Origin of the sequence: Flavobacterium gelidicaeli, assembly GCF_013294005.1 — a bacterium.
In the GTDB taxonomy this organism is placed as follows: Bacteria; Bacteroidota; Bacteroidia; order Flavobacteriales; family Flavobacteriaceae; genus Flavobacterium.
Genome location: NZ_JABSNK010000002.1, coordinates 77,580 through 91,548 on the forward strand (window position 1 = coordinate 77,580; position 13,969 = coordinate 91,548).

At 33.4% G+C, this 13,969-nt stretch carries 15 protein-coding genes; 9 read left to right on the plus strand and 6 right to left on the minus strand.

The genetic code is table 11. The annotated features are described in order from the left end of the window. The first annotated feature begins 59 nt into the window (after window positions 1-59). Together HNP99_RS03045 and HNP99_RS03050 are read left to right on the plus strand one after the other, a co-directional pair. Window positions 60-755, plus strand: a complete 696-nt coding sequence (locus tag HNP99_RS03045) for a ComF family protein (protein ID WP_173851169.1) — start codon at window positions 60-62, stop codon at window positions 753-755. A gap of 208 nt (window positions 756-963) precedes the next feature. Continuing rightward, window positions 964-1,572: a superoxide dismutase gene (locus tag HNP99_RS03050; protein ID WP_173851171.1), complete on the plus strand. Its 609-nt coding sequence runs from the start codon at window positions 964-966 to the stop codon at window positions 1,570-1,572. A 345-nt stretch (window positions 1,573-1,917) separates the two neighbouring features. Here the strand turns inward: HNP99_RS03050 and HNP99_RS03055 are convergent, their stop codons facing one another. From HNP99_RS03055 to purN, 4 genes are all read right to left on the minus strand, one after another. Further along, window positions 1,918-3,816, minus strand: a complete 1,899-nt coding sequence (locus tag HNP99_RS03055) for an amidophosphoribosyltransferase (RefSeq protein WP_173851173.1) — start codon at window positions 3,814-3,816, stop codon at window positions 1,918-1,920. 137 nt (window positions 3,817-3,953) lie between these two features. Next, on the minus strand, window positions 3,954-4,877 hold the full coding sequence (locus tag HNP99_RS03060) for a PfkB family carbohydrate kinase (protein WP_173851175.1): 924 nt from the start codon (window positions 4,875-4,877) through the stop codon (window positions 3,954-3,956). Window positions 4,878-4,953: 76 nt separating this feature from the next. Further along, on the minus strand, window positions 4,954-5,439 hold the full coding sequence (gene rnhA, locus HNP99_RS03065; RefSeq protein ID WP_173851177.1) for a ribonuclease HI: 486 nt from the start codon (window positions 5,437-5,439) through the stop codon (window positions 4,954-4,956). Window positions 5,440-5,482: 43 nt separating this feature from the next. After that, a complete protein-coding gene (gene purN / locus HNP99_RS03070) occupies window positions 5,483-6,046 on the minus strand; it encodes a phosphoribosylglycinamide formyltransferase (RefSeq protein ID WP_173851179.1) in 564 nt (187 codons plus the stop codon). Window positions 6,047-6,222: 176 nt separating this feature from the next. On the opposite strand from purN, the gene HNP99_RS03075 reads away from it, so the two are divergent. From HNP99_RS03075 to HNP99_RS03100, 6 genes are all read left to right on the plus strand, one after another. After that, complete coding sequence (locus HNP99_RS03075; protein WP_007137004.1) at window positions 6,223-6,459, plus strand: acyl carrier protein; 237 nt, start codon at window positions 6,223-6,225, stop codon at window positions 6,457-6,459. Between the two features lie 177 nt (window positions 6,460-6,636). Beyond that, on the plus strand, window positions 6,637-7,890 hold the full coding sequence (fabF, locus tag HNP99_RS03080) for a beta-ketoacyl-ACP synthase II (RefSeq protein ID WP_173851181.1): 1,254 nt from the start codon (window positions 6,637-6,639) through the stop codon (window positions 7,888-7,890). Window positions 7,891-7,899: 9 nt separating this feature from the next. Next, a complete protein-coding gene (gene rnc / locus HNP99_RS03085; RefSeq protein ID WP_173851183.1) occupies window positions 7,900-8,640 on the plus strand; it encodes a ribonuclease III in 741 nt (246 codons plus the stop codon). A gap of 115 nt (window positions 8,641-8,755) precedes the next feature. Further along, window positions 8,756-9,244: an IPExxxVDY family protein gene (locus HNP99_RS03090; RefSeq protein ID WP_173851185.1), complete on the plus strand. Its 489-nt coding sequence runs from the start codon at window positions 8,756-8,758 to the stop codon at window positions 9,242-9,244. 5 nt (window positions 9,245-9,249) lie between these two features. Then, complete coding sequence (gene pyk / locus HNP99_RS03095) at window positions 9,250-10,680, plus strand: pyruvate kinase (protein WP_173851187.1); 1,431 nt, start codon at window positions 9,250-9,252, stop codon at window positions 10,678-10,680. Window positions 10,681-10,788: 108 nt separating this feature from the next. After that, window positions 10,789-11,562, plus strand: coding sequence for a Bax inhibitor-1/YccA family protein (locus HNP99_RS03100; RefSeq protein ID WP_173851189.1), 774 nt, complete (start codon window positions 10,789-10,791; stop codon window positions 11,560-11,562). A gap of 51 nt (window positions 11,563-11,613) precedes the next feature. Here the strand turns inward: HNP99_RS03100 and HNP99_RS03105 are convergent, their stop codons facing one another. Both HNP99_RS03105 and dinB read right to left on the minus strand, forming a co-directional pair. After that, window positions 11,614-12,129, minus strand: a complete 516-nt coding sequence (locus tag HNP99_RS03105; protein WP_173851191.1) for a PAS domain-containing protein — start codon at window positions 12,127-12,129, stop codon at window positions 11,614-11,616. Between the two features lie 92 nt (window positions 12,130-12,221). Next, window positions 12,222-13,304, minus strand: coding sequence for a DNA polymerase IV (gene dinB / locus HNP99_RS03110; RefSeq protein WP_173851193.1), 1,083 nt, complete (start codon window positions 13,302-13,304; stop codon window positions 12,222-12,224). Window positions 13,305-13,501: 197 nt separating this feature from the next. On the opposite strand from dinB, the gene HNP99_RS03115 reads away from it, so the two are divergent. Continuing rightward, on the plus strand, window positions 13,502-13,969 hold the full coding sequence (locus HNP99_RS03115) for a CYTH domain-containing protein (protein WP_173851195.1): 468 nt from the start codon (window positions 13,502-13,504) through the stop codon (window positions 13,967-13,969).

A 13,969-nucleotide genomic window follows, 5' to 3' on the forward strand; every position in this document is an offset into this window, starting at 1 on the left:
TTAAAAAAAAGGAATTTATGTAAGATTGAAGCATTGATTTTCATATTTTTATAAATAAAATGGTAAATCAGCTATTCAAAAGCGTAATTAATCTCTTCTTCCCTGAAACATGTGGCGGCTGTAATGTTATTTTAACATCTAATGAAAAAATAATTTGCACTTTATGCCGCCATAATATTCCGTTGACAAACCATCATTTGAATCCTCAAAACGAAGCTTTTAATAAATTTTATGGTAGAGTTGATGTAATACACGCTTCGGCATTTGTTTATTTTCATAAAAAAGGAATCGTTCAAGAGATGATTCATAATTTAAAATATAGAGGTCATGAAGATATTGGGGAATTACTCGGAAATTGGTACGCCGAAGATTTAGCGACAATCCCAAAACTAAAATCTGTAGATTGCATTATACCGGTCCCACTTCACAAAAGGAAATTTAATGAACGTGGTTACAACCAAGTCACTACTTTTGGTTTCGCTTTAGCAAAAAGATTAAATTTAACATACACAAGCACGATATTAATCCGGAAAGTTTACGCCAAAACACAATCAAAGAAAAACTTATTAGGAAGATCCGAAGGGATTGGGTCTACATTTGACGTCATATTCACCGAAAAAGATCACAACAAACACTTTTTATTAATTGACGATGTAATAACTACCGGCGCAACTCTAGAAGCCTGCTCTAAAGCATTATTGAAAATTCCTGGAGCAAAAATCAGTATCGTTTGTATGGCTATGGCCGAGTCATAAAAGATAATGCAAATCTTTTAAATGCTCATAAAATTAAAACGAGACTTTTGTGAAAATTATAAAATAATTAAAATTTACAAGCATAAAATGACCTTATTATTACAACAAACGATTAATTTAATGAAATTATAACAATCTAGAATTTCCGTTTCCAAAGTTAAATGTTTAAATTTGAATAAAATTTTATAAATATTTAAACAAACATATTATGGCATTTGAATTACCTCAGTTACCTTATGCGTATGACGCATTAGAACCAAATATTGATGCACGTACAATGGAAATTCATTATACAAAACATCACAACGCTTATACTACCAACCTAAATGCTGCCATTGCTGGTACAGATATGGAAGGAAAGACAATTGAAAATATCTTAATTAACCTTGATTTAAAAAATGCAGCTGTACGTAACAACGGTGGTGGTTTTTACAATCATAACCTTTTTTGGACCGTAATGTCTCCTGATGGTGGCGGTCTACCTACTGGTGATTTACTTGCAGCAATTGAAAGTGATTTTGGGAGTTTTGATGAATTCAAAGCAAAATTCAGCAAAGCAGGAGCAACACAATTTGGTTCAGGATGGGCTTGGTTATGTGTTCATAAAGGTGGAAAACTTGATGTTTGTGGAACACCAAATCAAGACAATCCATTAATGCCAGGTATTGGTTGTGGAGGAACTCCAATCTTAGGAATGGATGTTTGGGAACACGCTTACTACTTGCATTACCAAAACAGAAGACCAGACTATATTGAAGCTTTCTTCAATGTAATTAACTGGACTGAAGTTTCAAGAAGATTTGCATCTGAGAAATAGTATTTTTTAAAATAAAAAATAACATAGAAAATAGACAGATAACTGAAAAGTTGTTTGTCTATTTTTTTTACACTATATCTACTTTCTATTATTGCGCAAAAACTTTACCCCAATAAAAAAGACGAACAAACTAATTAGCTCACTCGTCTTAAATTTATTTTCTTTTTCGTTGAATTTATTCCAATAAAAAAGGTGGAATTTCTTCCACCCTTTTTGCCCCAAATCTACCATAAACTTAACCTACTAATTTTATGGTTCAGTAAATTTACAGTAGAAGGTTAATGTCACCAAACATTTAAGATGAATAACCCATAAAACCGACAAACGCCCTATTCGTGGCATTTTTTAGTATGCTCTAGCGTCTTTACCTTCATAAAAATTCATAAAAGCACGATTAACAACACGGTTTCCTCCTGGAGTAGGATAGTCACCCGTGAAATACCAATCTCCTAAATTTTTAGGACAAGCTATATGTAAATCTTCAACTGTTTGAAAAATAATTTTAACCTCGGCTTTAATTTCAGGAGAGCTTAACATTTCAGCAATTTTATCTGATACTTCTTGCGGCTCAAACGGCGCATAAATATCTGTAACATAATTTACTACCTCTGTATCTATAAAATTCTCTTGTGCTTTACACTTAGCATACACTTCAGCAACAATATGGTAAAGATTTCTCTCTTTCAATAATTCTAATGCCGCTCTAAAAGCAACTAAGCCTTCTAATTTAGCCATATCGATTCCGTAGCAATCAGGAAATCTAATTTGTGGTGCTGAGGAAACCACAACAATTCTTTTTGGATTTAAACGGTCCATCATTTTAATGATACTCATTTTTAGAGTCGTTCCTCTAACAATACTGTCATCAATGATTACTAAATTATCTGTTGGCTTAATTACGCCGTAAGTAACATCATAAACATGGGCAACTAAATCATCACGACTACTATCTTCAGTAATAAAGGTTCTTAATTTTGCATCTTTAATTGCTACTTTTTCAGTACGTATTTTAACTGAAAGCAATTCTTGTAAACTTTCGGCAGTTAGCGTATCTCTATTTTTTAGAATAAAATTATTCTTTCTTTGATTTAGAAAATCTTGTGCCGCTTCAACTAAACCGTAAAAAGAAGTTTCGGCAGTATTCGGAATGTATGAAAAAACAGTATTGTCAGTATCTTGATCGATTGCTTTTAAAACTGCTGGCAAAATCAATCTTCCTAGATTTTTTCTTTCTTGATAAATTTCTGCATCGCTTCCTCTAGAAAAGTAAATTCGTTCAAACGAACATGCTTTTTTAACTGTAGGAGTTAGAATCTCTTGCATAGATACCGTACCATTCTTTTTTATAATTAATGCGTTTCCTGGCTCAATTTCTTGAACTTTATCAAAATCAACATTAAAAACAGTTTGAATAACCGGTCTTTCTGAAGCTACAACAACCACTTCATCATCTTGATAAAAATAAGCAGGACGTATTCCAGCTGGATCTCTAAAAACAAAAGCATCACCATGACCTAATAAACCAGCCATAGCATATCCACCATCTAAATTTTTTGAGGCTCTAGCCAAAATTTTAGCCACATCAAGTTTCTCTGCAATTACAGGAGAAGCCTCTCTTTTAGAAAGTCCGTTGTTTTTACATTCTTGATATAAGTCAGTGACTTCGTCATCAAGAAAATGACCAATCTTTTCCATCACAGTAACAGTATCAGCCATTTCTTTGGGGTGCTGTCCTAATTCGATCAAACTATTAAAAAGCTCTTTAACATTTGTCATATTAAAGTTTCCTGCAAGAATCAAATTACGGTGCATCCAATTATTTTGACGTAAAAATGGATGAACACTCTCAATACTATTTTTCCCAAAGGTTCCATAACGTACGTGACCTAAAAACAATTCTCCTACATAAGGAATTTTTGCTTTTTGCATCGCAACATCATCAGCGTACTCAGGATGTAATTTCATTTCCTCATTAACCCTATCGTTAATTTGAGCAAAAACATCTTGAATAGGTTGTGCATGATTCGATCGCACGCGGCTAATATAACGTTCACCAGGCTCTACATCTAATTTAATACTTGCAAAACCAGCACCATCTTGTCCGCGGTTATGTTGCTTTTCCATAAGGAGATACATTTTTTGTATTCCGTAAAAAGCTGAACCGTATTTCTCTTTGTAAAATTCAAGCGGTTTAAGTAGTCTAACCAAGGCTATACCACACTCGTGTTTTAAAGCGTCGCTCATTGTGTTATTTTTAGTTGTGTTGTTGTTGTTGTTGTTCTTAAAATATAACTATCTGTAATAATCTTATTGTAATTCAATCAATAATGATACCGACAAATAAGCAATCAAAAAAGCCCCGTCTCCGAGGCTTTAAGGCATTATAATTCTATATCAAATTGTGTCAATGACTTAAATTGCTTTAAGCGCGATACCACTTCTTCTTTTTCTAAAGCGACCATTCTTTCTGTTCCAAATTTCTCTACACAAAAGGAAGCTAAATTTGAGCCGTAGATAATGGCGTTTTTCATATTCTCAAATGATATGTTTTCGCTTTGCGTAATAAATCCTGCAAAACCACCTGCAAAAGTATCCCCTGCTCCTGTTGGATCAAAGACCTCTTCTAATGGTAACGCTGGTGCAAAGAAAACATCTTGATCATGGAACAATAATGCACCATGCTCTCCTTTTTTAATCACAACATATTTAGGACCCATTGTTTGAATTTTGGCTGCAGCCTTAACAAGAGAATATTCTCCTGAAAGTTGCCTTGCCTCTTCATCATTAATAGTAATTACGTCTACACGTTTTATTACATCAAGTAATTCTGGTAAAGCGCAGTCCATCCAAAAGTTCATTGTATCTAAAACAACTAATTTTGGTCGTGTTGCCATTTGGTCTAAAACACTACTTTGCACTAACGGATGTAAGTTTCCTAACATCACCACATCAGCATTTTTATAGTTTTCAGGAACCTTAGGTTGAAAATCAGCTAAAACATTTAACTGTGTATCAAGTGTGTCTCTAGAGTTCAAGTCATTATGGTAGCGCCCACTCCAAAAGAATGTTTTACCACCTTTAACAACTTCAAGACCAGAAATATCAATATTTCTATCTGTCAATAAATCTAAATATTCTTGTGGAAAATCGTCACCAACTACTGATACGATCGCAGATTGTAAGTTAAAAAAAGAAGCCGACAAACCGATGTATGTCCCTGCTCCACCTAAAATTTTATCTGTTTTCCCAAAAGGAGTCTCAATTGCGTCAAAAGCAACAGTTCCAACAATCAATAATTTGTTCATTTATATGAGTTTCGAATTAAGGCGCAAAGATAGTTTATAACTTTCATAGTTGCAAAGATTCAAACTCGCAAAGTTATCACAATAATTCTCCTTCAAGATTTTCATAAAAAGCATCTATAGAAAGTTGTTTTTGCGTTGAAGCCATAACGGCAAGTTCATCACAACGTTCATTTTGCGGATGGCTATTATGTCCTTTTACCCATTTAAAGTCTACTTGGTGTTTTCTATAAATAACTAACAACCTTTTCCATAGATCAGCATTTTTTCGGTCAACGAATTTCTTTTTCTCCCAACCAAAAACCCATTTCTTAACCACTGAATCAATAACATATTTAGAATCACTAACCACCAATACTTTTGTATTAGGGTTTTTTAGTTTTTCTAAACCTACCACTACAGCCAGTAATTCCATACGGTTATTAGTAGTTAACCTAAAACCTTCATAAAATTCTTTTCTATATGTCTTGCCCATCATTACGGTTTCCATCACCACGCCGTAGCCACCTCTTCCAGGATTCCCCTTAGCTGCTCCATCTGTATATATATGTACTTCGTAATCCATTTTTAATATTAAATTTGATAACCATCTATCTAGGTAGTCTCTTTTATTGCTTTAAGAGATTTTCAATAACTTCAGGAAAATATTTTTGTTCTAAAACATGAATTTTTCCCGCAACAGTTGTTGCTGTATCCTCTTCATTAAGTGAAACATTTGTTTGAAATAGGATTCCGCCTTCATCATAATGTTCATTGACAAAATGAATGGTAATTCCAGTTTCAAGCTCTTTATTTTCCACCACTGCTTGATGAACATTCATTCCATACATTCCTTTTCCGCCATATTTAGGCAGTAAAGCAGGGTGGATATTTATAACCTTGTTAGGATAAGCAGCAATAATATCATCAGGGAATTTAAGCAAAAATCCCGCTAAAACAATTAAATCTGGTTGGAGTTTATTTACGTATTGTAATACTTTACCTTCAATTAATTCGCTTTTATTAAAAATATATGAAGATACTCCTAGATTTTTTGCCTTTTCAATTACCGTTGCATTTGGATTGTTTGTAAAAACACTAATCACTGTTGCAATTTCTTTATTTTCGAAATACTTTATAATATTTTCAGCATTAGAGCCCGATCCAGAAGCAAAAATCAGAATTTTTTTCATGATTAAGGAATTTAAAGTTACGCAAAAAAAGGAATAAAAATCCAAAATAAATAACATTGAGAAGCCTTTGTTCAAATCTTTTTTTTAATTTAGTTGATACATTTATCAACTTATTCGTTGTTTTAAAATAAAGTTTTTTATTTTTGCCAACAAATTAAATTCTAAAATTAAAGATTATGTCAGACATTGCATCAAGAGTAAAAGCGATTATCGTAGACAAATTAGGTGTTGACGAAAACGAAGTTGTAACAGAAGCAAGCTTCACTAATGATTTAGGAGCTGACTCATTAGACACTGTTGAGCTTATTATGGAATTCGAAAAAGAATTTGACATTCAAATTCCAGACGATCAAGCAGAAAACATCGCTACTGTAGGTCAAGCAATCTCTTATATCGAGGAAGCTAAAAAATAATAAATGAAACACCCGTATGCCAAATGGTATATGGGTGTTATTATTATTTTTCTAAAAGAAAATTGAGATTGATATTCAATCAAAAGAATATTTATAAGATAATGCCCACGGCTCTTTTGTAACAATACAGTAAAGAAAGCGTGGGTATTATTTGTTTAAAGATAAAAACACATAGTTATGGTATTAAGACGAGTTGTAGTGACAGGTTTAGGTGCTCTTACTCCTATAGGAAATAACATTCAAGAGTATTGGAACAGCCTAATTAATGGAGTGAGTGGAGCGGCACCAATAACTTATTTTGACGCTTCAAAATTTAAAACTCAGTTTGCCTGCGAATTAAAAAACTTTAATGCCGAGGATTTCTTAGATAGAAAAGAAGCTAGAAAGATGGACCGTTATGCACAATACGCAATGGTCTCGTCAGAAGAAGCTGTAAACGATGCTGGTTTTAATTTTGAAAAATTAGATAAAGATAGAGCTGGAGTAATCTGGGGATCAGGAATTGGTGGTTTAGAAACTTTTCAAATAGAAATGTTGAATTTTGCTGCTGGTGACGGTACTCCAAAATTCAATCCGTTTTTTATCCCAAAAATGATCTCAGACATTGCTTGTGGTCATATTTCAATAAAATATGGTTTTAGAGGACCTAACTTTGCAACAGTTTCTGCTTGTGCATCATCTACTAACGCTATCATAGACGCGTTCAACTATATCCGTTTAGGACATGCTGACGTTATGGTAACGGGAGGATCTGAGGCTGCGGTAACTATTGCAGGAATGGGTGGCTTTAATGCTATGCATGCTTTATCAACTAGAAATGATGACCCAAAAACAGCTTCAAGACCTATGGATAAAGACCGTGATGGTTTTGTTCTAGGAGAAGGTGCTGGTGCATTAATTCTTGAAGAGTACGAACATGCTGTAGCGCGTGGTGCTAAAATATACTGTGAAATTGGCGGTGGAGGAATGTCTGCAGACGCACATCACATCACTGCTCCTCATCCAGAAGGTTTAGGTGCTAAAAATGTAATGTTAAACTGTTTGAGAGATGCTGGTTTAAAACCAACAGATGTTGATGGATTAAACATGCACGGTACTTCAACTCCTTTAGGTGATCTAGCCGAATCAAAAGCAATCGAACACGTATTTGGAGAACATGCTTATAGCATGAACTTGAATTCAACAAAATCAATGACTGGACATTTATTAGGTGCTGCCGGAGCAATAGAAACAATCTCTTCGATACTTTCTATGAAATACGGAATTGTACCTCCTACAATCAATCATTTTACTGATGACGAAAACATTGACCCTAAGTTGAACTTTACATTTAATGTAGCTCAAAAAAGAGAAATGAACATTGTTATGAGTAACACCTTTGGATTTGGTGGACACAATGCTTGCGTATTAGTTAAAAAATTAGACTTGTAATAAGCCATTATGAGTATATTTAAAAAAATATTTTCTAAATCCCGTTCTCTAGAAGACGGGATTTTTTTTGATGCTATCGAAAAAATATTAGGTTTTGCCCCACATAACTTAGAAAACTATAAGAAAGCATTTACGCATCGGTCATCAAATCGCTTGAACTCTGAGGGAAACCCAATTAATTACGAACGCCTTGAATTTTTAGGCGATGCAATGTTAAGCTCCGTAATTGCCGCTTATTTATTTACTGAAGCACCTCATGGAGATGAAGGTTACTTGACTAAAATGCGTTCAAAAATTGTAAGTCGTGAGCATTTAAACGAATTAGGGAAAGACTTAAAATTAATTCAATTTATCGAAAGCAAAGTACCCGTTCAACATTTTGGCGAAAATATTCATGGTAATATTTTTGAATCCTTAATTGGTGCAATTTATCAAGACAAGGGATATCCATACTGCGAGAAATTCATCCAAAAAAGAGTTATTGTCCCGTACGTAGATATTTCGAGATTAGAAGGCAAGGTAATTAGCTATAAAAGTTTAGTTATCGAATGGTGCCAAAAAGAGAAAAAAATATTCCATTATGATATTTTTGAAGACAATGCCATTGATGGCCAACGCCTTTTTGGTGTTAAACTAAGTATCGATGATAAAGTGATTGCAAAAGCCCGAGCAACATCAAAAAAGAAGGCTGAAGAAAAAGCATCACAACGCGCTTATTTTGCATTTCAAGAAAAAATGGACAAGAAATAATATCATATTCATCAAAACTACAACGTTTTCGTTCATAAATTAACGAAATCATTACATTTTTCTACTCTTTAACTTCAATAGAAATAGTATATTTACAACATTATTTTTAATGTAAATGGCTATTCACAAACTGGATCTTGGCGAATTTGATGAAGTAGATTATTTTTTAATCGCTATACATACTTCATTAGAGGATTATCGACTGGCTTATTTTATCAATCAAAAACTTCCTATAAACTTAGCAAAAAGCAAAGAGGAGGTTCAGATAAATATAAAAGAAGGGGAAACTAATTTCACCCGATTTTATCATTTTGATTCGGAGAACACCATATCTTGGAATTTAATTCAAAATAAAAACGAAGTTCTTCAGCAAAAAGCAGCTAATTCAGACGATTTGTTTTCGAATGTTGCAATGGAGATTTCTACAAAAGTTTTCTTACTTCCAGAATTTAAAAAAGCAGATTATTTTTTAAAAATAGAAAACACAGATGACACTATAAATGTGTCCGAAATTAAGACTCTATTAAATTCCATAGATAATGTATCAACAGTGTATGCAGTAGATACTAATCAAATAAAATCAAAAAACAATTTAATTTTTTAAGACAAATGATTCCAAACAAAAAAACCAAAATTGTAGCCACACTTGGACCTGCATGTAGCACAAGAGAGATTATAAAAGATATGATTGACGCAGGAGTAAATGTATTTAGAATTAACTTTTCTCATGCAGATTACGAAGGTGTTAAAGAAAAAATCAACATCATTAGATCTTTAAATGATGAATTTGGCTATACTACAGCAATCCTAGGAGACTTACAAGGTCCTAAACTGCGTGTAGGAATAATGAACGAGGGAGTTATCGTAAATGACGGTAATTTAATCACATTTACTACAGCTGAAGAAGTGATTGGTACAGCCGAAAAAGTTTTCATGAAATATAAAAACTTTCCTAATGATGTAAATCCAGGAGAAAGAATTTTATTAGATGACGGAAAACTTATTTTCGAAATTGTTTCTACTGACAAAAAAACAGAAGTAGTTGCAAGAGTAATTCAAGGGGGTGAATTAAAATCTAAAAAAGGGGTTAACCTACCGAATACTAAAATATCTCTTCCTGCTTTGACAGAAAAAGATATTGCTGATGCCATTTTCGCAATTGGCCAAAAAGTAGACTGGATTGCACTTTCTTTTGTAAAAACACCACAAGATTTAAAAGACTTACAAGATTTAATCAACGAGCACTCTGACGTAAAAATCCCAATCATTGCCAAAATCGAAATGCCCGAAGCATTAGAAAACATGGATAAGATTGTTGCTTATTGTGACGGACTTATGGTTGCACGTGGAGATTTAGGAGTTGAACTTCCTGCTCACGAAGTACCTTTAGTTCAAAAAGACTTGATCCGTAAGGCTAAAATGGCGCGTATTCCAGTAATTGTCGCTACACAAATGATGGAAACAATGATCACTAGTTTGACTCCTACAAGAGCTGAAGTTAATGACGTTGCCAACTCAGTAATGGATGGTGCAGATGCTGTAATGCTTTCTGGAGAAACTGCCGCAGGAAACTATCCTGTTCAAGTAATCCAAAAAATGACACAAATCATTCAAGCAGTAGAAGATTCTCCACTTATTCAAGTGCCACAAAATACACCACAAATTAAAACAAATCGTTTCATCACAAAAACAATTTGTCGTCACGCAGCAATTATGGCCGATGCTATTAAAGCAAAAGCAATTTGTACTTTGACAAATAGTGGGTATACAGCTTTCCAAATTTCGGCTTGGAGACCTTCTGCACATATTTTAGTATTTACATCAAATAAAAGAATTGTAACTCAACTAAGTTTATTATGGGGAGTTAAGTCATACTACTATGACAAAACGGTAAGTACTGATGACACCGTAACTGATGTTAATGAAATTGCAAAAGAAAAAGGATATGTATCTAAAGGAGATTTCTTAATCAATTTAGCTGCAATGCCTATAAAAGAAAAAGGAATGGTAAACACCATGAGAGTTTCTGAAATAGAATAACAAATTCTGTTTCTATAAAAATAATAACCGTCTTGTTAAAAATTAAACAAGACGGTTTTTTTGTACTTATTTTTAAATTATCTTTGATAAAATAAAACTATTATTAAAATGAATTTCAAGTCAAAAAACCCTTTTTTGAACAACAAATCTTTCTCAGCTACTACAGCTACTAGAAGAGATGATATGCATCAAGCTAAAATTATTGATTATAACCAAGAAATGACTTTGTCAGGAACAATCAATAAAACTTTTTTATTATTCTTATTACTTATAGCATCAGCAATGGTGGTATGGTGGATGGCTTTTAACGGAATGAACGCTATGGTTCCCGCTATCGCTGGGGCAGTTATTGGATTAATTTTAGTTATAGCCGCTGCTTTCAAACCACAATATTCGGGTTACTTAGCACCTGGATATGCCTTATTCGAAGGACTTTTTATTGGAGGGATTTCGGCTATATTTGAAATTAAATTCCCTGGAATTGTAACTCAAGCTGTAGGAGCAACATTTGTAACCTTTGCTGTTTGTTTAGGATTATATAAATTCAAAATCGTAAAAGTAACAGAACAATTTAAATCGGTTGTTGTTGCTGCAACACTTGCCATAGCTACTTATTACCTTATTACGTGGTTATTTTCTATGTTCACAGGATACCAACCAGTACACTACGGAAACTCATGGATGAGTATTGGTATAAGTGTTTTTGTAATTGTAATTGCAGCTTTGAACTTATTCTTAGATTTTGATCGAATAGAAAAAGGAGTACAGCAAAAAATGCCAAAATACATGGAATGGTTTGGCGCTATGGGACTAATGGTAACGCTAGTATGGCTGTACATCGAGTTTTTAAGATTATTCTCTAAACTTGCTAGTAAAGATTAAATCACATTATAAATTATAAAAAAAAGGCTTTTCATAACGAAAAGCTTTTTTTTATGCTGCTTGCTCAAAAGCGATAAAGTGCGATAGATTCCCTTTTTTGTTAAATACAGGAAAACCTTTAATCAAACAGTAGTAAACATCTCCGTTTTTCTTATAATTCACAACCTTTTTCTCAAAAGGAACACCATTTTTAATAGCCTTTTTTATTTCATTTGAAGTTTCCTGACAAGTCGCAGCACCTTGAAACATCCTAGGGCTCTTACCAACAACTTCTTCGGATTTATATCCGTTCATTTTAGCGATATTCTGGGATGCAAAAACAATGGTTAGACTTGCGTCAGTAACTACAATTACTTCCTCAGAAAGGGCGTTTTTTATATCCCAATGAACATTTACCCATTTAGATGCTAGCGCCAATTCTTTAATTTTTTTAGTATCCACATTCCTGCTTTTCAATTGCATGAATGCATCACTATAAAAATCCCATGAAAACACTGGATTAGAATTTATTTTAAGGGCTTCATTAAACTTAGCAACCCCATTATCATAGTCTTGAAAATTAATCATGATCGTCTATTTTTATTCAAATATAAATTTAATATAAAACAAAAAGACTAGAAATTTTGCATTTAACTATTGTTGAACGTGTTTTTTTTAGCCTAAAAGGAAAATTTTAATTGCACAAAAACGGCTTTTTTAACTTCTGTATTTAAATTACTCATGGAGATCCCTAATAATCTAACTGAATCTTTCATACGTTCTTGGTACAACAACTCCTTAACCGACTCTAGAATCAATCCTTTGTCAGAAATATAATAGGGTAACGTTTTACTCCTGGTTTGCTGAGTAAAATCGCTATATTTTATTTTAAGTGTAATTGTTTTACCCGAGACATTGCTCCTCTTTAATCGCCTCTCTAAAGTAGTCGCGATTTTATCTAACTGCTCTAACATAAAAATCTCTGAAGACAAATTGGTATCAAAAGTATTTTCGGCAGCAACAGACTTAGAAATTCTATTCGGTTTGACTCCACTATTGTGAATTCCGCGCACCACATTGTAATAAAACACTCCCGATTTTCCAAAATGTTTTTCTAAAAAATCAACTGATTTACTTTTTAATTCTAATCCCGTAAAAATACCCAATTGGTACATTTTTTCGGTAGTTACTTTTCCTACTCCATAAAATTTACGAATAGGTAAATTTTCTAAAAAAGCAATTACTTCGTCTGGATTAACCGTTTTTTGTCCGTTAGGTTTGTTATAGTCGCTGGCAATTTTAGCAACAAATTTATTAATCGAAATCCCTGCAGATGCAGTTAAACCAACTTCATTAAAAATTCGCAATCTAATCTCCTCTGCTAATAAACTTGCACTGGTTGCACCCTTTTTATTGTGGGTCACATCAAGATAGGCTTCATCAAGGGACAAAGGCTCTACGAGATCTGTATAATCTTTAAATATTTTATGAATTTGCTTAGAAATCTCTTTATAGCGTTCAAATCTAGGAGAGACAAAAATAAGGTTAGGACAATTTTTTTTAGCCATAACACCACTTATAGCACTGCGAACTCCAAACTTTCTAGCTTCATAGCTTGCGGCTGCAACTACCCCTCGATTTTCTGAACCTCCAACTGCAATAGGCTTTCCCTTTAACGCAGGGTTGTCCATTTGCTCCACAGAGGCATAAAATGCGTCCATGTCTATATGAATAATTTTTCGGTTAGGAATGCTAGCTATCATTTTACAAATTTATAGCCATTTTATATAAAATGAAACGCCATTGCTGTTAAATAAATTTAATATATTTGGATACGCTTTTTAGCCCAGATGGAAGCGGCATCCTTTTTATCTTGCACTTATTCCATGTTTTTAAAATAAGTGCAAGATAAAAAGATACAGCGGACAGCTGGAATAGCTCCTTAAAAAAAACAGATAAAATGATTGAAATAGAACGCAAATTTTTGGTTACATCAAACGCCTTCAAAGAAGAGGCTTTTTCTAAAAACCGTATAAAACAAGGCTACTTAAGCGCTGTTCCTGAAAGAACCGTTAGGGTTAGAATTAAAGGAAACAAAGCTTTCTTGACCATTAAAGGCGCATCAAGCGAAAGTGGAATGTCACGATTTGAATGGGAAAAAGAAATCCTAATTAATGAAGCAGAAAGCCTTTTATTACTTTGCGAAAAAGGCATTATTGATAAAACCCGTTATGAAGTAAAGGTAGGCGAACACACTTATGAAGTTGACGAATTCTATGGTGAAAACGAAGGCTTAATAATGGCTGAGATTGAGCTAAAATCAGAAACAGAAATTTTTGAAAAGCCATTATGGTTAGGTCAAGAAGTTACTCGGGACAGCCGTTATTACAATGCTTATTTAAGTAAAAACTCTTTTATAAATTGGTAA